General features: G+C 59.6%; 22 protein-coding genes and 2 tRNA genes. 3 read left to right on the top strand and 21 right to left on the bottom strand.

Going from position 1 to position 21,869, the window contains the following annotated elements; genetic code table 11:
* Nucleotides 1-70: 70 nt before the first annotated feature.
* From AW06_RS13130 to aceK, 21 genes are all read right to left on the bottom strand, one after another.
* Nucleotides 71-144, bottom strand: a tRNA-Cys gene (locus AW06_RS13130).
* An 85-nt stretch (nucleotides 145-229) separates the two neighbouring features.
* Nucleotides 230-305: transfer RNA gene (locus tag AW06_RS13125), tRNA-Gly, on the bottom strand.
* 85 nt (nucleotides 306-390) lie between these two features.
* On the bottom strand, nucleotides 391-969 hold the full coding sequence (pgsA, locus tag AW06_RS13120) for a CDP-diacylglycerol--glycerol-3-phosphate 3-phosphatidyltransferase (protein ID WP_034950846.1): 579 nt from the start codon (nucleotides 967-969) through the stop codon (nucleotides 391-393).
* The gene (gene uvrC / locus AW06_RS13115; RefSeq protein WP_034950843.1) at nucleotides 969-2,795 is read right to left on the bottom strand and encodes an excinuclease ABC subunit UvrC; all 1,827 of its coding nucleotides are present in this window, start codon (nucleotides 2,793-2,795) and stop codon (nucleotides 969-971) included. Before uvrC ends, pgsA begins: the two co-directional genes overlap by 1 nt.
* 5 nt (nucleotides 2,796-2,800) lie before the next feature.
* Nucleotides 2,801-4,723 carry a hypothetical protein gene (locus AW06_RS13110; RefSeq protein ID WP_046534743.1) on the bottom strand — a complete coding sequence of 641 codons (1,923 nt, stop codon included), beginning with the start codon at nucleotides 4,721-4,723 and terminating at the stop codon, nucleotides 2,801-2,803.
* Between the two features lie 242 nt (nucleotides 4,724-4,965).
* Nucleotides 4,966-5,988 (bottom strand): beta-N-acetylhexosaminidase, encoded by a 1,023-nt coding sequence (nagZ, locus tag AW06_RS13105; protein WP_034950839.1) that lies wholly within the window; start codon nucleotides 5,986-5,988, stop codon nucleotides 4,966-4,968.
* Entirely contained in the window at nucleotides 5,985-6,362 is a 378-nt protein-coding gene (acpS, locus tag AW06_RS13100; RefSeq protein WP_034950836.1) for a holo-ACP synthase, read from the bottom strand. The genes nagZ and acpS overlap by 4 nt, the downstream gene beginning before the upstream one ends.
* Nucleotides 6,363-6,364: 2 nt before the next feature.
* Nucleotides 6,365-7,132 (bottom strand): pyridoxine 5'-phosphate synthase, encoded by a 768-nt coding sequence (locus tag AW06_RS13095; RefSeq protein WP_034950833.1) that lies wholly within the window; start codon nucleotides 7,130-7,132, stop codon nucleotides 6,365-6,367.
* Nucleotides 7,129-7,845 (bottom strand): DNA repair protein RecO, encoded by a 717-nt coding sequence (gene recO / locus AW06_RS13090; protein WP_034950830.1) that lies wholly within the window; start codon nucleotides 7,843-7,845, stop codon nucleotides 7,129-7,131. The genes AW06_RS13095 and recO overlap by 4 nt, the downstream gene beginning before the upstream one ends.
* Nucleotides 7,846-7,872: 27 nt before the next feature.
* Nucleotides 7,873-8,757: a GTPase Era gene (gene era, locus AW06_RS13085; RefSeq protein WP_273704665.1), complete on the bottom strand. Its 885-nt coding sequence runs from the start codon at nucleotides 8,755-8,757 to the stop codon at nucleotides 7,873-7,875.
* Nucleotides 8,758-8,762: 5 nt separating this feature from the next.
* On the bottom strand, nucleotides 8,763-9,461 hold the full coding sequence (rnc, locus tag AW06_RS13080) for a ribonuclease III (RefSeq protein ID WP_034950825.1): 699 nt from the start codon (nucleotides 9,459-9,461) through the stop codon (nucleotides 8,763-8,765).
* A gap of 2 nt (nucleotides 9,462-9,463) precedes the next feature.
* Nucleotides 9,464-9,823, bottom strand: a complete 360-nt coding sequence (locus tag AW06_RS13075) for a DUF4845 domain-containing protein (RefSeq protein ID WP_034950823.1) — start codon at nucleotides 9,821-9,823, stop codon at nucleotides 9,464-9,466.
* Between the two features lie 12 nt (nucleotides 9,824-9,835).
* Nucleotides 9,836-10,624 carry a signal peptidase I gene (gene lepB, locus AW06_RS13070; RefSeq protein ID WP_034950821.1) on the bottom strand — a complete coding sequence of 263 codons (789 nt, stop codon included), beginning with the start codon at nucleotides 10,622-10,624 and terminating at the stop codon, nucleotides 9,836-9,838.
* A 12-nt stretch (nucleotides 10,625-10,636) separates the two neighbouring features.
* Entirely contained in the window at nucleotides 10,637-12,427 is a 1,791-nt protein-coding gene (gene lepA, locus AW06_RS13065; protein WP_034950851.1) for a translation elongation factor 4, read from the bottom strand.
* A gap of 96 nt (nucleotides 12,428-12,523) precedes the next feature.
* Nucleotides 12,524-12,772 (bottom strand): glutaredoxin family protein, encoded by a 249-nt coding sequence (locus tag AW06_RS13060; protein WP_034950819.1) that lies wholly within the window; start codon nucleotides 12,770-12,772, stop codon nucleotides 12,524-12,526.
* Entirely contained in the window at nucleotides 12,772-14,205 is a 1,434-nt protein-coding gene (locus tag AW06_RS13055) for a DegQ family serine endoprotease (protein WP_034950816.1), read from the bottom strand. The genes AW06_RS13060 and AW06_RS13055 overlap by 1 nt, the downstream gene beginning before the upstream one ends.
* A gap of 60 nt (nucleotides 14,206-14,265) precedes the next feature.
* The gene (locus AW06_RS13050) at nucleotides 14,266-14,685 is read right to left on the bottom strand and encodes a SoxR reducing system RseC family protein (RefSeq protein WP_273704664.1); all 420 of its coding nucleotides are present in this window, start codon (nucleotides 14,683-14,685) and stop codon (nucleotides 14,266-14,268) included.
* A gap of 34 nt (nucleotides 14,686-14,719) precedes the next feature.
* Complete coding sequence (gene rpoE, locus AW06_RS13045; RefSeq protein WP_034950810.1) at nucleotides 14,720-15,319, bottom strand: RNA polymerase sigma factor RpoE; 600 nt, start codon at nucleotides 15,317-15,319, stop codon at nucleotides 14,720-14,722.
* 203 nt (nucleotides 15,320-15,522) lie between these two features.
* Nucleotides 15,523-16,080 (bottom strand): hypothetical protein, encoded by a 558-nt coding sequence (locus AW06_RS13040; protein WP_034950807.1) that lies wholly within the window; start codon nucleotides 16,078-16,080, stop codon nucleotides 15,523-15,525.
* A gap of 61 nt (nucleotides 16,081-16,141) precedes the next feature.
* Nucleotides 16,142-16,702 carry a cob(I)yrinic acid a,c-diamide adenosyltransferase gene (locus AW06_RS13035; protein ID WP_034950804.1) on the bottom strand — a complete coding sequence of 187 codons (561 nt, stop codon included), beginning with the start codon at nucleotides 16,700-16,702 and terminating at the stop codon, nucleotides 16,142-16,144.
* A gap of 53 nt (nucleotides 16,703-16,755) precedes the next feature.
* Entirely contained in the window at nucleotides 16,756-18,507 is a 1,752-nt protein-coding gene (gene aceK / locus AW06_RS13030) for a bifunctional isocitrate dehydrogenase kinase/phosphatase (protein ID WP_034950801.1), read from the bottom strand.
* 308 nt (nucleotides 18,508-18,815) lie between these two features.
* Between aceK and icd the strand changes: the two genes are divergently transcribed.
* From icd to AW06_RS13015, 3 genes are all read left to right on the top strand, one after another.
* Nucleotides 18,816-20,045: an NADP-dependent isocitrate dehydrogenase gene (gene icd / locus AW06_RS13025; RefSeq protein ID WP_034950798.1), complete on the top strand. Its 1,230-nt coding sequence runs from the start codon at nucleotides 18,816-18,818 to the stop codon at nucleotides 20,043-20,045.
* A 71-nt stretch (nucleotides 20,046-20,116) separates the two neighbouring features.
* Nucleotides 20,117-21,331 carry a CaiB/BaiF CoA-transferase family protein gene (locus AW06_RS13020; protein ID WP_034950796.1) on the top strand — a complete coding sequence of 405 codons (1,215 nt, stop codon included), beginning with the start codon at nucleotides 20,117-20,119 and terminating at the stop codon, nucleotides 21,329-21,331.
* 22 nt (nucleotides 21,332-21,353) lie between these two features.
* A complete protein-coding gene (locus tag AW06_RS13015; protein WP_034950794.1) occupies nucleotides 21,354-21,680 on the top strand; it encodes a thioredoxin family protein in 327 nt (108 codons plus the stop codon).
* Nucleotides 21,681-21,869 lie beyond the last annotated feature (189 nt).

Raw genomic sequence — 21,869 nt, 5'->3', positions numbered from 1 at the left:
CCACGGCTCAGCCTGGTCTCACTCAACCCAGGCCAGAGTGTCTCGGCGAGTGTCCAGAGACATGATTTGTTGGAGGCGCGAGCGGGAGTCGAACCCACCTACACGGATTTGCAATCCGGTGCATAACCGCTTTGCTATCGCGCCGCGCCTATCTGACGACAGGGTCTTTGGCCGTTGATTCGTCTTATCGGTGAGTCCGTGAGCCCACAATGGCCTGTTGCGGAAAATGTGGAGCGGGAGAAGAGTCTCGAACTCTCGACCTATACCTTGGCAAGGTATCGCTCTACCAACTGAGCTACTCCCGCGTGAAGCGAGTGCGCATTATAAAGGCCTATCCCTGGCTGTCAATGCCTTCTTTTGTCCGCGCACCGCTGGCGCAACTGTTGGGGATCACCGTTGGCGATCCTCTTCGATCAGGTATGGCCACGCCATCCGCATGTAATAACCCATCGACCAGAGCGTCAGCACGGCCGCCACGTAGATCAACCAGACACCCCACTGATAGATATCGAGACCAAGCAACGGTGCGTAATAAAGCAGCATCGGGATGGCGGCCATCTGTGCAGTGGTCTTGATCTTGCCAATCATCGACACGGCGACACTCTTGTGGGCACCGATCCGCGCCATCCACTCGCGCAAGGCGGAAATCGTGATCTCGCGACCGATGATGATCATCGCCAGAGTGGCGTCGAGACGGCCGAGCTGGACGAGGATAATCAGCGCTGCGGCAACCATCAGCTTGTCAGCGACCGGGTCAAGGAAGGCGCCAAATGCCGAAGTCTGCCGCAAGCGTCGTGCGAGATATCCGTCAAGCCAATCGGTCATGGCAGCGGCAACAAAGATCAACGTTGCCGCACGGTCACGCCCGATACCCTGAATCCATTCATCCGGAACGTAGTAGATGGCGATCAGAAGCGGGATCAAAATGATTCGCAGCCAGGTCAACAGGATGGGTATGTTCAGTGGCATCAGTGCAACGCGGCGTAAATTTTCTCGGCCAGCTCCCGACTGATTCCAGGAACTGCTGTCAGTTGGTCTATCCCGGCATCGGAGATTCCCTGCAGGCCGCCAAAACGGGAAATCAGCGCCTTGCGCCGCTTGGGTCCGATACCGCCGATCTCTTCCAGGCGTGAACTGCGCGAAGCCTTGCCACGCCGAGCGCGATGACCGGAAACCGCGAAGCGGTGCGCCTCGTCTCGGACTTCCTGAATCAGGTGCAGGGCGGGATCTTCAGGAGACAATTGTAACGGCTCACGGCCATCTGCGAAAACCAGGGTTTCCAGGCCCGGCTTGCGCGTTTCTCCCTTGGCGACACCGAGCATCGGCAGGTAACCCAGCCCGAGTTCAGCGAGGACTGCGGCTGCGGAACTGACCTGGCTGCTGCCGCCATCGATCAGGATCAGCGTCGGTACAACGCCGTCACTGCGCAACAGCTTTTCGTAACGGCGGTGGACCACCTGCCGGATGGCTGCGTGGTCGTCACCGGGCTGGATGCCCTCGATATTGAAGCGGCGATATTCGGACTTGCGCATGCCACTTCCCTGATAGACCACGCAGGCCGCAACGGTCGAGTCTCCTTGCGTGTGGCTGATGTCGAAACACTCGATGCGTGCCTCCTTGCCGTCCTCGATGTCGAGACCCAGCGTCTGACGCAGCGCTTCAAGCCGTGCGCCCTGCCGTGACAGCACGCTGCGGCGCGCGTTGATCGCCAGACGGGCGTTCTGTTCGGCCATTTCGACCCAGACGCGCTGCAGGGTCAGTCTCGCTTCACCCACCCTGATCGGCTGCCTTGCCGTAGCACTGAGCCAATCAGCAAGCTCCTCATCAGACAGGGCCAGATTGACGAGAATTCTCGGCGGGATCGGGTGCAGGGGATAATGCTGATAGAGAAATGCAGTCAGCGCCTCAAGCGGCGACGAGGCCACGCAATCGATGGTACTGACCGGAAATTGCGGTCGGTCGCCGAGATGCCGACCACCACGAACCATCGCCAGGTTCACGCACAGCAGGCCGGCATATTCAATGGCGACGACGATATCCACATCGTCCGCGTTGCCGCTCTCGACGTACTGTTTTTCCTGCACCTGCCGCAAGGACTGGATCTGGTCACGGTAGACCGCGGCCTGTTCGAAAGCGAGCCTGGCTGCCGCCTGATCCATGGCGGCCGACAGACTGCCGATCACATCCTGTTGTCGTCCTTGCAGAAACATTGCCGCCCTCTGCACATCCTCGGCGTAGCGCGCTGGCTGGACGAGTCCGACGCAGGGTCCGGAGCAACGCTTGATCTGGTACAACAGGCACGGTCGTGAACGGTTGTTGAACACCGAATTCTCACAGGTACGCAGACGAAACATTTTCTGCAGCAGATGGATGCTCTCGCGCACTGCCGGTGAAGACGGAAAAGGACCGAAATAGTCGGCACGCCTGTTGGTAGCGCCCCGGAAGAAACCCAGGCGCGGGTAGTTGTCGTGCGTGAGGACGATGTAGGGATAGGACTTGTCGTCTCGAAAGAGAATGTTGTAGCGTGGCGACAGGCTCTTGATGAGATTATTTTCAAGCAGCAGCGCTTCGGCCTCGGAACGCGTCACGGTAGTCTCGACGCTGGCTATCTGTGCCACCATCATGGCGATGCGCGGGCTCGGAGGATTGTCTCGGAAGTACGAAGCAAGCCGCTTGCGGAGATTTTTTGCCTTGCCGACGTAGAGCACCTGACCAGCGCCGTCGAGCATCCGATAAACGCCCGGCAATTCGGTCACGGTGGCAAGCAGGGATTTGGCGTCGAAGGGTTCGGTCATCACGGTCAGGCAGCGATCTCTCTCAAGGCGGGCATCAGCGGGTCGATCTCCGAAATTGTCCGACGTGTCCCCTGGGGTGCCAGATCGGCGTAGAAGGCCAGCGCTTCAGCGTTCGGACGTCCGACCAATGAGGCAAGATCGGAGAAACGTACGCCCTGCCGCACCAACCAGGCTACGCAGGTATGCCGAAGGGCCGCGGCGGTGACCTCCGCCGAGCGGGCAAGTCCGGCGTCGAAAGCGGCGCAGGCCAGTACCGATTCAATCTCGGTCGGGGTGATCGGCGCTCCGACCGCGTCCGTCACCAAGGAAGCCTGCACGCCATTGCCCGGTGGCGACTGGCAGGCTGCCAGCCAGGCTGGGACCGTGAGCGTGCGTGGTGCGTGGCCCCTGACTCGCAGGGTGTTGGCCACGGGATCGAGATCCTCCTGGCGCAGATCAATGGTCTCCTCCGGCGTCAACCCCATGAGCAGAACCGAAATGATGAAACGGACCTCGCCGACCGACGCCGTCAACAAGGCCTTCGCCTCGCTTTGGGTCAACTCGCGTGCAATCGATGACCTGGCAGGCAACAGGACAGTGCTGTGCGAATTGGCGACCGGCAGGAGTTGCTGCGATTCGGTGGTCTGCTCCAGCAAGTGAGGCATTGCCCAGGGTTGCGGAATGACGACCGTCGTGCTTGCCGGAGCCTGCGTGGGCGGCGACCGGTTGAACAGCTCGACGAACCACATGGCTAGCAATCCGCAAACGAAAGCGGCGGCAACAACAAGCGCAGCATCCCTCAGATAAGGTGGCCGAAAGGATGACTGGGGAACGCTCGCCAGTTCCACCAGATTGAGTGCAGGCAACCGGCTGCGCTCACTGGCTTCGAGTTTGACCAGACGTTCCTGGGCTTCCCGGTTGGCCTTTTCAATCTGGGCGAGGTCGTCTTCAAGTGACTTGGCCTGAGTGAAACGTTCGGAGTACGTTTGCACGCCTCGGCGCTGCTCGTTAATTTGTGCCTGCAGGTGGCTGACGGTGTCTCGTGCACTGGCCAATTCTTCCAGTGCCGTAGCAAGGGATGCCTGTCGACCCGCCGAACGCTGCCCCTCTATCTGCTGCTCCAGCTCTTTAAGGCGTGCCTGCAGGGCCTTCGCACCGGGATCGATGCTCATGAATCTGGGAGTGTAGGTATGTTCCATGTCGCGTATTTGCTCACGCAGAGCTGACGCTCGCTGCTCCATGTTGGCCAGCGTCGGATCATCCTTGGCCCGGCTGCTTCCGCTGTTGCCGGCTGCAATGGCCTCCCGCAGGGTGCGCACATGCGCTTCGGCTAGCGCGGCCTTCTCGCTGGCCGTGGCAAGTGCGGTGGTGAGTCCTTTCATACGTCCCACGGCCTCGTTGCCATCGCGTTCGGATGACCACACGCCATGCTGGCTGCGAAAAGCCTCCAGGCGCGCACGGCGCTCGTGCACCGCTCGGTCGAGCAGCGCTGCCTCCGTACGCGCCTGTGTCAGAGTGACGCCGGTAGCGGTTTCGTAAGAAGCTTTCAACTCTTCACGATAGGCATCAAGCAAGGTGTTCAGCGCTGCCGCGAGGAGTTCCGGGGGGGCACCGGTCGCCTGCAACTCGACGATTTCAGTACCACTCACTGGCACTACCGTGATCATTTTCTGCAATTCTGTGACCTCGTCTGCCGACCCAACCAGGTAACCCGCCTGAGCGAGCAACTCACTTACCCTGGCCAGCAGGGGCCGGCTGGTGAGTACCTGCACCTGCGTCAGAAGATCGGAGGCAGTATGCGACGTCGGTTCAGCGTTCTCCCTTGCTGACAAGGAAGGGTGTGGTTCAATGCTTCCGGGGCTGATCTGTACCCTGGCCGTGGCACGGTATTCGGCAGGTCGGAGGAAATCCCAGGTGAGCCCGGTCAGCAGCACCACGAAAAATGCCATCAGGAAAACCCTGAGGCGCCGCCGATTACCTCGCCGGGCCAGTGCGGGTTCTCCGCCATCAGAGTTCACAGAGTGTTCGATAGAGCCATGCAAAGAAGAATGGATGTGCATCTTGCCATCACCCAACAAAAAGATAAGAGAATCGGGCGCCGGTCGCGAGATCATGATCGTTCACTCGCTCCGGCGATTGCCTGCCCAGCCTGCGCTGGCCTTGCGGAGAACGTTGATCGCAAACCGTTCGCTCAGGCCAGCAGGCTGCTGGCTGTCGCTACCCCGGTCCAGTATAGCCAATCCTGCTGCAGATCGGCCCAGTCGACAGCAGGGTTGGTCGGCACAAGACGCTCGACGCGCTGTGACCGCAGTGGGTCGCCTGGAGGTTGCCAGTTCGCCAGTAATTCGCCGACCGCATCCGGCGAGTTGCATACCAGCAACAGGTCGCAGCCCGCATCCCAGGCAGCGGTACAACGCTCGCAGATGCCGCCGGCAACGCTGGCGCCGGCCATCGACAGATCGTCACTGAAGATGACGCCGTTGAAGCCAAGCTGATTACGCAGCATGCCTGTCCAGAAACGCGAGAAACCTGCAGGACGCGGGTCCAGCCGCCGATAGATGACATGTGCCGGCATCACCGCGTCGAGTTCGAGCTGGCGGTAGGGTTCGATGTCTGGCGCCAGTTCTTCGAGTTCGCGTTCGTCGACCGGCAGCGCGACATGCGAATCGGCCTCGACCCAGCCATGCCCCGGAAAGTGCTTTCCGCAGGCGGCCATCCCGGCTCGGTGCAGGCCTTCGATCAGCGCACCGGCCAGCCGCACCACCGCAACCGGGTCGGCGTGCAACGAGCGATCGCCGATCACGCTGCTGCGCCCCCAGTCGAGATCGAGTACTGGCGTGAATGACAGGTCTACCCCGCGCGCGCGCAATTCCGCGGCGAGAACATAGCCAATCCCGCGCGCAGCCAGCCAAGCTGCCTTTGGGTCGCGGTCCCATTGCTCGCCGAGACGGCGCATCGCCGGCAAGCGGGTGAAACCGTCTCGACAGCGTTGCACCCGACCTCCTTCATGGTCGATGGCAATCGGCAGTGCCGGTGAGCGCAAGGCATGCACCGCAGCCGTGAGTTGCTCGAGTTGCTGCGGCGAGGTGTAATTGCGTGCGAACAGGATCAGGCCACCGACCAGAGGGTGGCACAAGCGCTCTTGTTCAAGGGCGGACAATTGAAGCCCAGCAATGTCGATCATCAGCGGGCCAAGCGGGAGTCGGGTATTCATTGCTGCTCCATGATCACAAAAGCGACCGCGAAGTCGTGCTCGTCACTGATGGTCAGGTGCGCGACGAGCCTGCGCTGCGCAAGGTGGGCGGCGAGTGGCGCCGCGTATTCGAACAACGGTCGGCCCAGCGAATCGTGGTCAATGCCGATGCTTGGCAGTGTGGCGGGCGCGACCAAGCCGATACCAAGCGCTTTGCCAAAAGCTTCCTTGGCGGCAAAACGCTTGGCAAGAAACCTGGCCGGATCGCGAACGCCAGCAAACTCGGCATGTTCCCTCGGCGACAGGAGTTTCACCAGGGCGCGCTGACCGTGCCGCTCGTACAGCTTGCCAAGGCGAGCCACGGCGACGATATCGGTACCAATGCCTGCGATCATGACTATAAAGGCCGTGCCAGCGAGCAAGCTTGCGCCTCTCGCAGCAGGCGCTTCATTTCCCTTACCGCCTCACGCAGGCCGATGAAGATGGCACGGCTGATGATCGCATGCCCGATATGCAGTTCGCGGATGCCGGCGAGTTGGGCGACCGGTTGCACGTTGAAGTAGTTGAGCGCATGGCCGGCGTTGAATCGCATTCCGAGTCGTCGTGCCAGGTCTCCGGCGATGCGAATTTTTTTGAGTTCGGCGAGCACGGCCGGACTTTCGGCATCGCGTCCCTGCGTATAGAAGGCGTGTGCATACGGACCGGTGTGCATTTCGCAGACGCGCGCGCCAATGCGTGCCGCGGCTTCCACCTGTGCCGGGTCGGCATCGATGAACACGCTGCTGACGATGCCTGCATCGCGGAGTCGGGCCACCGAATCGGTGAGCCGGGCTTCTTGGGCGGCGATATCGAGCCCGCCTTCGGTGGTCACTTCATGGCGGCCCTCGGGCACCAGCATGGCCATTTGTGGCTTGATCCGGCAGGCAATCGCGATCATCTCGTCGGTCGCTGCCATTTCGAGGTTGAGCTTGATCTGTGCCAGGTCGCGCAGTTTCTCGACGTCGGCATCCTGGATGTGTCGCCGGTCCTCGCGCAGGTGGATGGTGATGCCATCGGCGCCGCCGAGATGCGCTTCGACGGCCGCCCAGACCGGGTCGGGCTCGTAGGTGCAGCGCGCCTGCCGGATCGTCGCCACATGGTCGATGTTGACGCCAAGTTCGATCATAGTTCGTGTAGCTCCCTAAAAATCCTGCGGCTGGCGAGACTTTTGCCATCGGTATAATGGTTGATCAAGGTGCGCATCAGTTGCTTGGCTTCGGCCAGCGAGCGCGGATCGGAGAGATCCTCGCGCGCCAGGTCAAGCAGCGTCCGGCCGCTGACCGCCGGCACCGAGCCACCAGGTGCCGGCAGTCGCACCGGACCTCGCTCGATCTCGTAAGCGTAGTCTGCATGGATGTCGATAGCGACACCCGCGGCATCGGTTTCAAGCGTCAGGCCGTATCCGAGTTCCTGCAGCAGCGCCCGCTCGAAACAGCGCAGATCGGACTCCTGAGCGCCATCGGCGAAACGCCGCAAGGTTTCGGCATAGACCGCAAAAAGTCGGGCATGCGCGTCCTCGCGCGGCAGCAGGTGCATCAACAGCTCGTTCAGGTAGTAGCCGCAGAACAGCGCCTTGCCTGCCAGCAGCGGTTGCCCGCCCTGCCACTCGGCCTTGATCAGCGTTTGCACCTCACCGCGACCTGCCCAGCCAAGTTCGAGTGGCTGAAACGCTTGCAGGAGACCGCGCAGGACCGAACGTGGCCGGCGCGCGCCGCGCGCCATGAGCGCTACACGACCATGGTCGCGCGAAAAGACGTCGACGATCAGGCTGGTCTCGCTGTAAGGATAGGCGTGCAGGACGAAAGCCGGCTGGGCATCGACCTTGGGTCGCTGCGTCACTTCCCGACTCGTTCTCGAGTACGCGATCTAGTCGTAGCCAAGGGTCTTGAGCATTCGCTCATCGTCGGCCCAGCCTGACTTGACCTTGACAAAGACTTCGAGAAACACCTGACCATCGAACATCCGCTGCATGTCCTGGCGTGCCTCGGAGGCAATGCGTTTGATGATTGCGCCGCCGCTGCCGATGATGATCGGCTTGTGCCCCTCGCGATCGACCAGAATGGCGGCGCTGATACGCCGCAATGCCCCGTCGACAACGAACTTTTCGATCTCGACGGCAGCAACATAGGGCAGCTCGTCGCCGATCAGGCGAAAGAGTTTTTCGCGAATGTACTCGGCGGCCAGAAATCTTTCACTGCGGTCGGTCATTTCATCCTCGCCATACAGCCACTCGGTGTTCGGCAAAAGCTTGCGCGTCTCGCTGAGCAGGGCTTCAGTCTGTACGCCGCGCATCGCGCTGACCGGAACGATCGCCGTGAACCGACCTTCACCGGCGAGGCGGGCGAGGAACGGCAGGAGTTGCTCCTTGTTCTTGCACTGGTCGATCTTGTTCACCACGATGATCACTGGACAGTCATCCGGGATGAGCTGGCGCACCACCCGGTCGCGATCGTCAAAGCGCCCGGCCTCGACAACAAACAGGACAACGTCGACTTCGGCCAGCGCCTGTCGAACATCGCGATTCATCGCCCGGTTCAGCGCATTGCCATAGCGCGTCTGGAAACCCGGCGTATCGACAAAAACGTACTGTGCATCCGGTCTGGTGAGAATGCCCAGGATGCGGTGACGGGTGGTCTGTGCCCGCCGCGAGACGATGCTGAGTTTCTCGCCAATCAGGTGGTTAAGCAGGGTTGACTTGCCGACGTTTGGGCGGCCGACAATGGCGATCTGCCCACTACGGGTTTCATTCATGGTTTTCATGATCGTTGCAGACGGGAATGGTCATGAGCGCTTTCCAGTCTTTCCAGCGCACGTTCGGCGGCCATCTGTTCAGCCGCCCGGCGACTGCCACCGCGGCCTTCGGTCCGGATTTGCAGGGACTCGATCACACAGACCACCCTGAACTGTTGGGCATGCGCCTCGCCTTCGGCACCTGCCAGTGAATACTGCGGCAAGGCCAGTCGGATGCCCTGGAGATACTCCTGCAAGCGCGTCTTGGCATCCTTGATCCCCTGTCCGGAAGTCAGGCGTTTCAGGACTCCGGCATAGACATGGACGATCACCTGGCTAGCAAGATCAAAACCGGCATCCAGCCACAGCGCGCCAAACAGCGCTTCGAGGGCATCGGCCAGAATGGAGGGTCGTTGCTGTCCGCCACTCTTCTGCTCGCCCTCACCAAGACGTAAGCATTCTCCCAGCGATAGATCCACAGCAAGCTGGTGCAGGCTGTCCTGACGTACCAGACTGGCTCTCAGTCGTGAGAGATCGCCTTCGGGAAGCAGGGGAAAACGTTCGAACAGGCATCGCGCGATGACGGCATTGAGAATCGCATCGCCAAGAAACTCGAGTCGCTCATTGTGGGGCGAGGTGAAGCTGCGATGCGTCAGCGCCAGTTGCAGCAGATCACGATTCTGGAAGGTATGCCCGAGCGCCTGCTCGAGACGGGAAACGGTCATTGCTAGAAACCGCGGCCGGATGACGAACCCCGAAAATCGATTAACAGGCTGACATTGGCGACTAGCGGAATCCGCCTCTCGTAAGCAAATGCAATGATTAGCCGGTTGTCCTCCTTGAAGATATCGAGATCAGCCGGGCTGATCGTCTTGATGTGCTCTATTTCCAGATATTTCCCAAAAGCCTGCCGGATCTCGGGCACCGTCCTGCCGTTGGATTCTTCAGCCACCGCCTTGAGCGCATGCCGGATCTTGAAATATTCCATGACATCGGGAATGACCCGGATCACGAGAACGGCTACCAAACTAATCAGGACACCCCAGACAATCAGGCCCGAAAGGGCCACACCACGCTGACGATTCATAGCCACCGCTCCTTACCTGAATGAGCCGATCCGTTTCAGATCACTGAAATTCAACCAGATGAAAAACGCCTTCCCAACGATGTTTTGTTCCGGAACGAAACCCCAATAACGGCTATCGCGGCTGTTGTCGCGATTGTCGCCCATCACGAAGTACTGACCCGGCGGTACCTTGCAGATTACCCCTGCTGCATTGTAGGAACAATCCTGACGGTTGGGAAACTGTACCGGACCTTGAATATACGGCGGAGCATCTTCATCGTTGAGGGTTTGATGCTGTGCTGAGTCCAGCCTCTCGATGAACTGCCGCGAATAGTAAAGACGCTCCGAGTGCAGATAATCGTCGATCCGCGTGGTCGGCACCGGCTGACCGTTGATCGTCAGTTTCTTGTTCAAATAAGCGATGCTGTCACCCGGCACGCCGATCACCCGTTTGATATAGTCGAGAGAAGGATCCTCGGGATAACGAAAGACCATCACGTCCCCGCGTTGCGGGCTGTTGATGTCGATGATCTTGCGGTTGAGTACCGGCAAGCGAATGCCATAGGTGTATTTGTTGACCAGAATGAAATCCCCGACCTGCAAGGTCGGGATCATTGATCCCGAGGGAATCTTGAACGGTTCGACGAGAAACGAACGCAGAACGAAAACCACCAGGATCACCGGGAAGAAACTCGCCCCGTACTCGACCCACCAAGGATCCTTGGCACCGGCCGGGCGGCGCTTGCGCAGAAAACAGGCATCGACTGCCCAGATCGCGCCACTGATCAGCAACAGGACAAACAGAATCAACGCAAAATTCACTCGATTACTCCTTTACTTGCCGACACGCAACACAGCAAGGAAAGCCTCCTGGGGAATCTCGACCGAGCCGACCTGTTTCATGCGCTTCTTGCCGGCCTTCTGCTTTTCGAGCAGCTTCTTCTTGCGCGAAATGTCGCCACCGTAACACTTGGCCAGGACGTCCTTGCGCATTGCCTTGACATTTTCGCGGGCAATGATGTTGGTGCCGATGGCCGCTTGAATGGCGACGTCGTACATCTGACGCGGAATCAGTTCGCGCATCTTGGCGGCCAGTTCGCGGCCACGATAGACCGAGTTGACACGATGCAGGATCACCGACAGGGCATCGACACGTTCGCCGTTGATCAGCACGTCGAGCTTGATCACGTCGGCCGCCCGATATTCCTTGAATTCGTAATCGAGAGAGGCGTAGCCGCGTGAAACGGATTTCAGGCGATCGAAGAAATCCATCACCACTTCGGCCATCGGCATTTCGTAAACCAGTTGCACCTGCCGGCCGTGATAGTTCATGTCGACCTGGTTGCCACGCTTCTGATTACACAGCGTAATGACGTTGCCCAGATATTCCTGCGGAACGAATATCGTGGTGGTGATGATCGGTTCGCGAATCTCCTCGATCTTCGATAGTTCGGGCAGCTTGGCCGGGTTTTCGACATTGACCAGGTTGCCATCCCGCAGCAGGACCTCATAAACGACGGTTGGCGCGGTGGTGATCAGGTCCTGATCGAACTCGCGTTCGAGACGCTCCTGGACGATCTCCATGTGCAACAGCCCGAGGAAACCGCAGCGAAAACCGAACCCGAGCGCTTGCGAGACCTCGGGTTCGTAGCGCAGCGACGCGTCGTTGAGCTTCAGCTTTTCCAGCGATTCGCGCAGCGAGTCGTACTGATTCGACTCGACCGGATAAAGCCCGGCGAAGACCTGCGACTTGATCTCCTTGAATCCGGGCAGTGCCGTACTCGCCGGTCGCTCGTGCAGCGTCAGGGTATCGCCGACCTGGGCCGCCTGCAGTTCCTTGATTCCCGAGATGACGTAACCGACATCGCCGGCACGCAGCGCATCGCGTTGCAGCGCCTTGGGAGTGAACACGCCAACCTGTTCACAGAGGTGAGTCGAGCCGGCAGCCATCAGACGAATCCTGTCCTTGGGCCTGAGTGTGCCATCGAAGACTCGCACCAGCATGACCACCCCGACATAATTGTCGAACCAGGCATCCACCAGCAGGGCCTTGAGCGGCGCATCAGGATCGCCCGTCGGAGCGGGAATGCGCTCGATGATCGCTTCCAGGATGTCCTCGACGCCCAGACCGGTCTTGGCCGAAGCGAGGATCGCCTCGGAAGCATCGAGGCCGATGACGTCCTCGATCTCCTGGCGAGCATGGTCAGGCATCGCCGACGGCAGATCGATCTTGTTCAGTACGGGCACGACATCGACACCGAGTTCGATCGCCGTATAGCAGTTGGCGACGGTCTGCGCCTCGACTCCCTGCGAAGCATCGACCACCAGCAGAGCTCCCTCACAGGCGGAAAGCGAACGTGAGACCTCGTACGAAAAATCGACGTGACCCGGCGTGTCGATCAGGTTCAGGTTGTAGACTTTGCCGCTGCGCGCCCGGTACTGTAGTGCCGCGGTCTGCGCCTTGATGGTGATGCCGCGCTCGCGCTCGATATCCATCGAGTCGAGTACCTGTGCTTCCATCTCGCGATCGGAAAGACCACCGCAAAGATGAATGATGCGGTCGGCGAGTGTTGACTTTCCGTGATCGATATGCGCGATGATGGAAAAATTGCGGATCAGTTGCATGGACATGGTGTGGGCTCTATCGCGACCGAGCCGCCCCTGAAAAGAAAGGGTGCCGGCGGCGGGCACCCTTGGTCGAACTGCCTGAAGGCGCGGATTCTAGCGGATTTCGCTCAAATAATCACGGACTTTGCTGGTATCGAGAAAGTAATGACAAAGTTCACGGCCTTCATGCAGGAGGACCGGGACGAGTTCGTCGTAGAGCGCTTCGAGAGCCGCGTCGGCGTCGACGTCGACAACCTCGACGGCCACGCCGAGTTCGGCAGCCAATGTTTCAAGCGCCACGGCCATTTCTGTACAGAGGTGGCAGTAGCGACGCGAAACCAGGGTCAGCTTCGCCGTGTGCATCACTCGCCACGACGCTCGGTCAGTCCCTTGATGGTGACGAAGGTCTGCAACTCGCCGCGGCGGACCAGCAAGGTCACGTTGGCCGACTTGTCGAACTGCGCGAGCAAACGGTTGAACTGGTCGCTGCTCTTGATTTCGATGTTCTCGCCACGCGTGATCAGCGCCAGAATGACATCCCCCGGCCGCAGATCGACACGCGCGGCATTGTTGCGAACATCCTCGATTAGCAAACCGCCATTGACCTTGAGTTCGCGTTTCTGCTCTGCAGTCAGTTCGGAAACCACCAACCCGAGACGATTGGCCGTCCGATCAGGTGATTTTGCACTTCTGCTGCCACGGGAAGCAACCTTCTCTTCTGCAATTTCACCGATGACGACCGATACATCCCGGATCGCTCCCTTGCGCCAGATCTGAATCGTGACCCGGCTTCCCGGTTTGGTACTGCCTACGATGCGTGGCAAATCGCTGGAACTGCCAATCGTCTTACCGTCGAATCTAAGGATGACATCACCCGCTTCAATGCCCGCCTTCTCCGCCGGACCACCCTTCTCGACAGCATTGACCGCTGCGCCTTGGGCTTTGCTCAAACCAAAGGACTCGGCCAGTTCCTTCGTCACTTCCTGAATGACCACACCGATTCGACCGCGGCTGACCCTGCCATTGGCGCGCAGTTGCGCCTGTACCTCCATTGCCACATCGATAGGAATGGCAAAGGAGATCCCCATGAAACCGCCCGAGCGGCTGTAAATCTGCGAGTTCATGCCGACCACTTCACCCTTCATGTTGAACAAGGGGCCGCCTGAGTTGCCAGGATTGACCGCCGTATCGGTCTGGATGAAGGGGACATAGTTCTCCTGCGGCAAGGAGCGGCCCTTGGCGCTGACAATGCCGGCCGTCACACTGTTTTCGAAACCGAACGGCGAACCGATCGCAATCACCCATTCACCGACCTTGAGTCCACCCGGGTCACCCAGACGAACGGTCGGCAAACCGGTCGCTTCGATCTTGATCAGCGCCACGTCGGTGCGCTTGTCCGTGCCGATGACTCGTGCCTTGAACTCACGCTTGTCGGTCAGTCGAACGAGAATTTCGTCAGCCGAGTCCACGACATGCGCATTGGTCAGCAGATAACCGTCGGTACTGATAACGAATCCGGAACCGAGGGATCTGCTTTCGTAGTCGCGGGGGACGCCAGGAATTCCCGGCTGGCGAGGAATGAAGCGCCGGAAGAACTCATACATCGGATCGCTTTCGTCGAAGGGGAACGGCTGTGCATTCCGCCCACTGCTCCGCACCGACTGGGTTGTACTGATATTGACGACCGCCGGCCCCTGCTTCTCGACAAGCTCGGTGAAGTCAGGCAATCCTCGACTGTCGGCTTGTGCCAGTACCGAGGATACTGTCAAAAAGAAAGCCACAAGCAACTGTTTCATGTCAGCAATAGCCTCCTGAACGTCTGAATGACCAACAAGATGCGGGTGCAGGGCGCCAAATCAAGATCGGATCGAGATCTGCAAACGGGGGTCGTGCTGGCTCTGCCGCTGCGCTCGCCGCAGGCCCAGCCAGCCGACCAGCAAACCGCCCATGGCACCGCCGATCGCCCCCGCCTCGCCGCCACAGGCCGATCCCGACAGCGCACCGGCAAACAGCGCCAGCAAGGGAAATGTATAGGCATACAGCGCACTGCGGCCCAGCGAGCCCTCGGCCACAGTCACCTGAACGTGCGCACCGACGTCACAATGATCGGGATTCAGCACCCGGAAAGTGCGTGGCGGGCCACACCACAACGGGCCTAGATGGTTGCCCCCACACCCTCCCTGCTGTCTGCAGCGACCACAGCCGCTTTCGTCCATGCGAAGGTATGCGTACTGGCCATCCACCGCGGTAATTGTTCCCCAGGCATCAGTCATCATTCATTCTCTCTAGCAGCAGCCCATTATTACCGGGTTACCATCTGCGATCCTGCGAGGTGTCAAGTAGCGGTCGCAACTTTTCGGCGACCGCCTCGCGGGCACGAAAAATCCGCGAACGCACCGTGCCAATCGGACAACTCATGGCCTCGGCAATTTCCTCATAACTCAGGCCATCGATCTCGCGCAGGACAATCGCATGACGCAACTCATCGGGGAGTGCGTCCATTGCCGCGTTGATCGTAGCACCCGTCTGCTTGGATTGCAGTAGGCTCTCCGGCGTGTTGATGTCCTGCAACTGAGTGGCATCCTCGAAGCCTTCGGCTTCTTCAGCGTCAAATTCGGTCGAAGTCGGAGCGCGGCGCCCCTGTGCAACGAGATGATTTTTGGCCGCGTTGATGGCAATCCGGTACAACCAGGTGTAAAACGCACTGTCCCCGCGAAACAAGGGCAACGCCCGATAAGCCTTGATGAATGCCTCCTGAGTCACGTCCTCGATCTCGGCGTGATCATAAAGAAAACGAGACAACAGGCGCGCCACCTTACGCTGGTATTTTACGACCAGCGCGTCGAACGCGTGTTTGTCACCGCCCTGGGCGCTCTCGACCAGTTTCTGGTCAATTTCGCGTTCGCTCATGCTCTATGCTTTTCCTTTGGCATACGAAAATCCGCGCCGAAGTATAGCGCAAGCATCAAAGTGCCATCGTAACAGTGCATGACCAGCCATGCCGAGCCATCGGATCTGTGCATCATCCTGAAGAGAGCCGTCAAAAAGCGGGAATGGGCTGGCCCATTTCAGCTTGGTCAACAGGGCGGCTCCTCCCCCCTGCCAGTCGGGGCCTACGCAGTGTCGGCAAGCCAGGCGTCGCGCGGCAAGTCGGGTACGCCGGGAGTGATCACGAAGCGGGTCATGGCATGTGGATTCATCAGGCCAACGCCGCCGTGCGCCAAGCGATAGGTGATCATCGGACGCTCAAAGAGACTGGTCAGGCTCATCAGGCGCTCGGCAAGCGCCGGCTTGCGGATGCCTTCGGCGAGGGTACACAAGACATGGCCGCCCGTAAAGAAAAACGCTATCCGCCGCGTGAACTGCTCTCCTTCGAGATGGCCTGCGAACGGTTCGGCGTACTGCTTGGCCGTCAGTGCCGTCAGGGTCAGGTTGCCAGGGCTCGGCAGGTAGCCGCTGAGATCGTGAGTCGTTTCGATCTCTAGGCAGGCGATCGCCGCCGCGGCAAACACTTCGGTCTGATCCGCCGAGCCAATGATCAGCGGAGTGCCGGAGAAGAGCTGTGCGCTGCGCTGGAGGCTTGAAAAAATCTGCTCGAAAGCGGTCGCGTCGGTCTGGAAAAAGCGCCGCACTTGGTTGGTCGTGGTAATGACCGTAATGCCGATCGCCATGCTGATCCTCCGTGAAAGATGTCTTGCCTGGGTTGGCATTCGCCTGCCAGCATGCGCGCGCTCAGTCGCTGTCGCGGTTCCTGGCCTGTACCCACAATACGTCTTGCCGCCCGCTAACCTTGTTGAGGGCGCGGCCCAGGATAAACATTAGGTCCGAGAGGCGATTGAGATACTTGCGTGCAAAATCGGAAACCGGTTCGGTATCCGCCAGACGCACGATGCAACGCTCGGCGCGGCGGCAGACGGTACGCGCAAGATGCGCAACGGCAGCGGCGCGGGTCCCCCCGGGCAGGATGAATTCCTTGAGCGGCGATAGATCGGCATTGAACTGCTCGACGAGATCTTCGAGTCGACCAATATGGGCCTCGCCGATGACGTTCATCCCCGGCATGCACAATTCGCCCCCGAGATCAAAGAGGTCATGCTGGACGCGCAGCATGGCCTGCCGGATGTCATCCGGCATCTCTTCGGTCAGCAACAGCCCGATCATCGAGTTGAGTTCGTCGACCTGTCCCATGGTCTCGATGCGCAAGCTGTCCTTAGTCACCCGGCTGCCATCGCCGAGACCGGTGGTGCCGGCGTCACCGGTGCGAGTCACAATTTTGGAAAGTCGATTGCCCATGCCGGAATTCCTGATCAAATAACGATGATTATAGCGGAAGGCGCATGCACGCCTCAGCCCGCAGCAAAAGCATTACAAAACCGCAGATCTTCGGGATAGGGAAAAAAATCCTCGAGATGACCGGCACGGATCTTGTCTTGCGCGCTCTTCCAGAACTTCACATCCAGCAGCGCACGATGGTACTTGAGAAAAGCCGAGCGCACCTTCGGCGAACCGAGCAGAAAACCGGCAAATTCCTCGGGAAAGACATCGTGTCGTCCGACCGAATACCAAGGTTCTCCGGACATCTCCATTTCCGGGTACGGCGCTTCGGGAATGACGCGGAAGTTGATGTCGGTCATGTATTCGATCTCGTCGTAGTCGTAAAAAACGACGCGATTGTAGCGGGTCACGCCAAAATTCTTCCAGAGCATGTCGCCCGGAAAAATATTGGCAATGGCCAGTTCCTTGATGGCGTTACCGTATTCGAGAACGGCGTGATCGATCTGCGCCGGTGTCGCCGAGTCCAGATAAAGATTGAGTGGCGTCAGGCGGCGTTCGATGTAGAGGTGCTTGATCACCAGGTCTTCGCCCTCTTCCTCGAGCAGGGACGGTGTCAGGGTGCGCAGTGCCTCGAGGAGTTCAGCCGAGAAACGTTTCTTTGGCAGCGCCACATGCGAGAACTCGAGCGTGTCCGACATGCGGCCGACCCGGTCCACCTGCTTGACCAACAGATATTTCCGTTTCACGGTTGCCCGATCCATTTCCTTCGAAGCGCCGAAGACGTCCTTGATCATCTTGAACACATAGGGATACGACGGCAAGGTGAACACCAGCATGACCAGGCCGGCGATCCCCGGCGCAATGATGAACTGGTCTTCGGAATGACGGAGGTGCTGCTTGAGGTCGCGGAAGAAAAGCGTCTTGCCCTGTTTGCCCAGGCCCAGCATGGTGTAAATCTCGGAAGGTGGTTTGTTCGGCATGATGCTGCGCAGGAAGGCCACGTAGCCCGAAGGCACTTCCATATCCACCATGAAATAGGCACGCGATAGCGAGAACAGGACGCTGATCAGCCAGCCGTGGAGCAGGATCGTGTCGACCACCAGTTTGCCGGCCGGATTGTGCACGACGGCGATGGCAAAGGGTAATTCATCATGGCCATTGATCGCCTTGCCGAAGAGATAGGCCGCCTTGTTGCGGTAGAAGGCCGAATGCAGAATCTGGATCTGCGCGTTGGCCTCGGCCCTCGGCCAGTCGCCGAGGCGCTTCCGGGCGGTACGCAGGATGTAATCGACGTCCCGGTCGAGATCCTCGAAAGGCCTTTGCCAGTCGAAGTCGGCGATGATCTGCCTGACCGTCCGGCGCAGGCCGTGCTGCACCGGGTAGTAGCTCCGGTAGGTCGGCGGGTAGGACTGGATGTACTCCGTCGACACCGCCGGCCTCGCGAAGATGTAGTCGTTGTTGAAATACGTGCGGTGCAGGATTTTCGAACATACCGAATTGAAGAAGGTCTCCGCAAGTTCAGGCTGCTTGTGGTTGATCAATTGTCCAATATAGAACAGTTTGAGCTGCTGCCAGGTAGCATCGTCCAGCGACGCGGCACCGAAGTTGGCACACAGCAGCTCGGCAGTCTCGCTGACGCGGTCATCGTAGGAACGAATCCGTTCGCGAACGGCATCATGGACGCCCTTCCAGTCGGCACTTTCGAACAGCAGCTTGGCTTGCTGACCGTAGCGACGGATCAGTCGATAGTGCCGGTTGAAGCCATCGATCATCGCCTCGGCAATACGCTGGGCGAGCACGTTTGCAACAGTCGAAATGTCCATGAATTGAGCCCGATGATCTGACGTGGAATGATTGTAGCACCCGCCGTGCTGCGCCGCACCACACCGTCGCCAGTCGCCGCAGGCGAGCAGGCCAGGTGCTTCTCCGGCCCTGAATATGTTGGCAAATCACCTGCGTTTGCGACATAATCGCGAGTGGTGCCGCAGGCGAATTGGCTTCAGACAGATCCCGCGTGCCCACGTACGCAGCATCGTTCGATCTTCGGGCTCCGAGTCACTGCAGAGAGCTGCACAACACCGCTGTTGACGCCCGAATCGGCCACAAGCAAATCACACTATATGGAGTCGGCATGAGCGCAAGTCTGATCAAAATCCCGCAGGGCGGCCAGAAAATCATTCCGGGGGAAGCCATCCCCGATCACCCGATCATCCCGTTCATCGAAGGCGACGGTATCGGCGTCGACATTACGCCGGTGATGATCAAGGTCGTCGATGCGGCAGTTGCCAAGGCCTATGGCGGCGTCAAGAAGATCCACTGGATGGAAGTGTACGCTGGCGAAAAATCGACCCAGATGTACGGTTCAGACGTCTGGTTGTCGGCCGAGACCCTCGACACGCTCAAGGAATACTCGGTGTCGATCAAGGGGCCGATGACTACTCCGGTCGGTGGCGGCATCCGTTCGCTGAATGTGGCCTTGCGTCAGGAACTCGACCTCTACCAGTGCGTCCGCCCGATCCAGTACTTCCGCGGCGTTCCCTCGCCGCTCAAGGATCCCTCGAAGACCAATATGGTGATCTTCCGCGAGAACACCGAGGATATCTACGCCGGCATTGAATGGGAATCCGGTTCGGATGGCTGCAACAAGGTCATCAGGTTCCTGCAGGACGAGATGGGGGTCAAGAAGATCCGCTTCCCGGCCACTTCCGGCATCGGCATAAAGCCGATTTCGAAGGAGGGCACCGAGCGTCTGGTGCGTGCCGCGATCAAATACGCGATCGCCAACAAGCGTCGCTCGGTCACCATCGTACACAAGGGCAACATCATGAAGTTCACCGAAGGGGCCTTCCGTGACTGGTCCTACGCCCTTGCCAAGAATGAGTTCGGGGGGGTCGAGATCGACGGCGGACCATGGCTCAAACTTCCCAATGGGATTGTCATCAAGGACTCGATCGCTGATGCCTTCCTGCAGCAGATCCTCCTGCGCCCGGCGGAATACGACGTGATCTGCACTACCAACTTGAACGGCGATTACATTTCCGATGCACTGGCTGCACAGGTCGGCGGTATCGGCATCGCTCCGGGTGCCAACATCTCCGACCAGTATGCCTGCTTCGAAGCCACGCACGGCACCGCGCCGAAATACGCCGGCCTCGACAAGGTGAACCCGGGTTCGCTGATCCTCTCTGCCGAGATGATGCTGCGTCACCTCGGCTGGATCGAAGCCGCCGACCTGATCATCACGGCAATGGAAGCGGCGATTGGCGACAAGGTCGTGACCTACGATTTTGCGCGTCTGATGGATGGTGCGACCGAGGTGTCCTGCTCCGAGTTCGGCGACGCGATGATTGCCCGCATGTAGGCAGTGCCTTGACTGCCCTGCCGTATTGACAAAGCCCCCGCAAGGGGGCTTTGTTCTTCCAGGACTGATTCATGAACCCATCGAACAAACCACTTGCCGGCCTGACGGTCATCGAACTCGGCAGCCTGATTGCCGGCCCTTTCGCCGCACGCATTCTCGCCGAATTCGGTGCCGAGGTGATCAAGATCGAATCGCCAGACGGCGGCGACCCCCTGCGCAAATGGCGCAAACTCTACGAAGGTACCTCTCTGTGGTGGTATGTGCAATCGCGCAACAAGAAATCGCTGACGGTGAATCTCAAGCATCCGGCGGGGCGTGAGATTGTCCGCAAGCTCATTCCCGAGGCCGACATCGTCGTCGAAAACTTCCGCCCCGGCGTACTCGAAAAGCTCGGGCTTGGCTGGGATGCCCTGTCGGCAATCAATCCCGGACTGGTAATGCTGCGTCTTTCGGGTTTTGGCCAGAATGGCCCGATGGCGCAGCAACCCGGCTTCGGTGCGATCGGCGAATCGATGGGCGGACTGCGTTACGTGACCGGTTTCCCCGATCGGCCTCCGGTCAAGACCGGAATTTCGATTGGCGATTCGATTGCCGCACTCTGGGGAGTGATCGGCACCTTGATGGCCCTTCGCCACAAGGAGCGGGGTGACACCGACGGTAACGGCGGCCGTGGACAGGTGGTCGATGTCGCGCTGTACGAAGCGGTGTTCGCGATGATGGAATCACTGCTGCCCGAGTTCGACGTCTTCGACTTCATTCGCGAGCGTACCGGCAACATCATGCCCGGCATCACTCCTTCGAACACCCACCGCACTCGCGACGGCAGGCATGTGACGATTGGTGCCAATGGCGATGCGATCTTCAAGCGCCTGATGGGAGCGATCGGTCGCGACGATCTGGCCAACGATGCAGAACTTGCCGACAATGCCGGTCGCGATGCCCGCCGCAGCGAACTCTACGCGGCCATCGACGCCTGGACGAGCACGCATGACGAAGCCGAGGTGCTTGGCGTCCTCACCGCTGCCGAAGTCCCAGCCTCGCGCGTCTACTCGATCGCCGACATTGTCGCCGATCCGCAGTATCTGGCCCGGCAAATGATCGAATCGGCCACCCTGCCCGACGGCAGGCCATTCAAGATCCCGGGCATTGTTCCCAAGCTCTCGGAGACGCCGGGCAGCACCGAATGGCTGGGACCGGCACTCGGCGAACACACCGACGCGATGCTCATGCGGCTCGGCTACTCGGCCATCGAGATCGGTGCCCTGCGCGATGCGGGCACCATATGAATCACCGGCACAGGGGACCAGAATGAACCGGCAATTTGCAGCCGTCGAACCTTCGCGTTCGCAGATCGATTCGCTGCCGGGTCCGGCGCTGATCGAATTCGGGACGCCGTGGTGCGGCTACTGTCTCGCGGTGCAGCCCCTGCTTGAAGCTGCATTGGCGGCCTACCCGAACTTGCCGCATGTCAAGATCGAGGATGGTCCGGGGCGCCGCCTGGGTCGTTCGTTTCGGGTCAAACTGTGGCCGACGCTGATCTTTATCGAGCAGGGACGGGAACTTGCGCGGCTGGTCAGACCAACGACTGTCGACGAAATCGTTCAGGCGCTGCGCCGCTTTCCAGGCCAGGTTTAACGGTGGGGTGGAACGCCGTCAGGCGGTTCCACCACCCAAACCTCAGGCCTCAGAGGCTGTGAATTTTTGAATTTTCGCGCCCGTCGTGGTCGGTCTGGATGACTCACCCCACCACGGGAAGAAATATGTAATCAGCATTTTTTCCTGCTTCTGACCGTACATTTGTCGATGGCTCTTTATGCGTTTCGG

This window comes from Candidatus Accumulibacter cognatus (genome assembly GCF_000584975.1).
In the GTDB taxonomy this organism is placed as follows: domain Bacteria; phylum Pseudomonadota; class Gammaproteobacteria; order Burkholderiales; family Rhodocyclaceae; genus Accumulibacter; species Accumulibacter cognatus.
Note: the sequence above shows the minus strand (reverse complement) of the source record. Positions and strands in the feature narration are given on the sequence as shown.

What these genes read in the sequence shown, in the direction of transcription:
- pgsA (WP_034950846.1), bottom strand. Translation starts at nt 969, where the DNA reads ATGCCACTGAACATACCCATCCTGTTGACCTGGCTGCGAATCATTTTG.
- uvrC (WP_034950843.1), bottom strand. Translation starts at nt 2,795, where the DNA reads ATGACCGAACCCTTCGACGCCAAATCCCTGCTTGCCACCGTGACCGAA.
- AW06_RS13110 (WP_046534743.1), bottom strand. Translation starts at nt 4,723, where the DNA reads ATGGCATTTTTCGTGGTGCTGCTGACCGGGCTCACCTGGGATTTCCTC.
- nagZ (WP_034950839.1), bottom strand. Translation starts at nt 5,988, where the DNA reads ATGAATACCCGACTCCCGCTTGGCCCGCTGATGATCGACATTGCTGGG.
- acpS (WP_034950836.1), bottom strand. Translation starts at nt 6,362, where the DNA reads ATGATCGCAGGCATTGGTACCGATATCGTCGCCGTGGCTCGCCTTGGC.
- AW06_RS13095 (WP_034950833.1), bottom strand. Translation starts at nt 7,132, where the DNA reads ATGATCGAACTTGGCGTCAACATCGACCATGTGGCGACGATCCGGCAG.
- era (WP_273704665.1), bottom strand. Translation starts at nt 8,757, where the DNA reads ATGAATGAAACCCGTAGTGGGCAGATCGCCATTGTCGGCCGCCCAAAC.
- rnc (WP_034950825.1), bottom strand. Translation starts at nt 9,461, where the DNA reads ATGACCGTTTCCCGTCTCGAGCAGGCGCTCGGGCATACCTTCCAGAAT.
- AW06_RS13075 (WP_034950823.1), bottom strand. Translation starts at nt 9,823, where the DNA reads ATGAATCGTCAGCGTGGTGTGGCCCTTTCGGGCCTGATTGTCTGGGGT.
- lepA (WP_034950851.1), bottom strand. Translation starts at nt 12,427, where the DNA reads ATGCAACTGATCCGCAATTTTTCCATCATCGCGCATATCGATCACGGA.
- AW06_RS13060 (WP_034950819.1), bottom strand. Translation starts at nt 12,772, where the DNA reads ATGCACACGGCGAAGCTGACCCTGGTTTCGCGTCGCTACTGCCACCTC.
- AW06_RS13055 (WP_034950816.1), bottom strand. Translation starts at nt 14,205, where the DNA reads ATGAAACAGTTGCTTGTGGCTTTCTTTTTGACAGTATCCTCGGTACTG.
- AW06_RS13050 (WP_273704664.1), bottom strand. Translation starts at nt 14,685, where the DNA reads ATGATGACTGATGCCTGGGGAACAATTACCGCGGTGGATGGCCAGTAC.
- rpoE (WP_034950810.1), bottom strand. Translation starts at nt 15,319, where the DNA reads ATGAGCGAACGCGAAATTGACCAGAAACTGGTCGAGAGCGCCCAGGGC.
- AW06_RS13040 (WP_034950807.1), bottom strand. Translation starts at nt 16,080, where the DNA reads ATGGCGATCGGCATTACGGTCATTACCACGACCAACCAAGTGCGGCGC.
- AW06_RS13035 (WP_034950804.1), bottom strand. Translation starts at nt 16,702, where the DNA reads ATGGGCAATCGACTTTCCAAAATTGTGACTCGCACCGGTGACGCCGGC.
- aceK (WP_034950801.1), bottom strand. Translation starts at nt 18,507, where the DNA reads ATGGACATTTCGACTGTTGCAAACGTGCTCGCCCAGCGTATTGCCGAG.
- icd (WP_034950798.1), top strand. Translation starts at nt 18,816, where the DNA reads ATGAGCGCAAGTCTGATCAAAATCCCGCAGGGCGGCCAGAAAATCATT.
- AW06_RS13020 (WP_034950796.1), top strand. Translation starts at nt 20,117, where the DNA reads ATGAACCCATCGAACAAACCACTTGCCGGCCTGACGGTCATCGAACTC.
- AW06_RS13015 (WP_034950794.1), top strand. Translation starts at nt 21,354, where the DNA reads ATGAACCGGCAATTTGCAGCCGTCGAACCTTCGCGTTCGCAGATCGAT.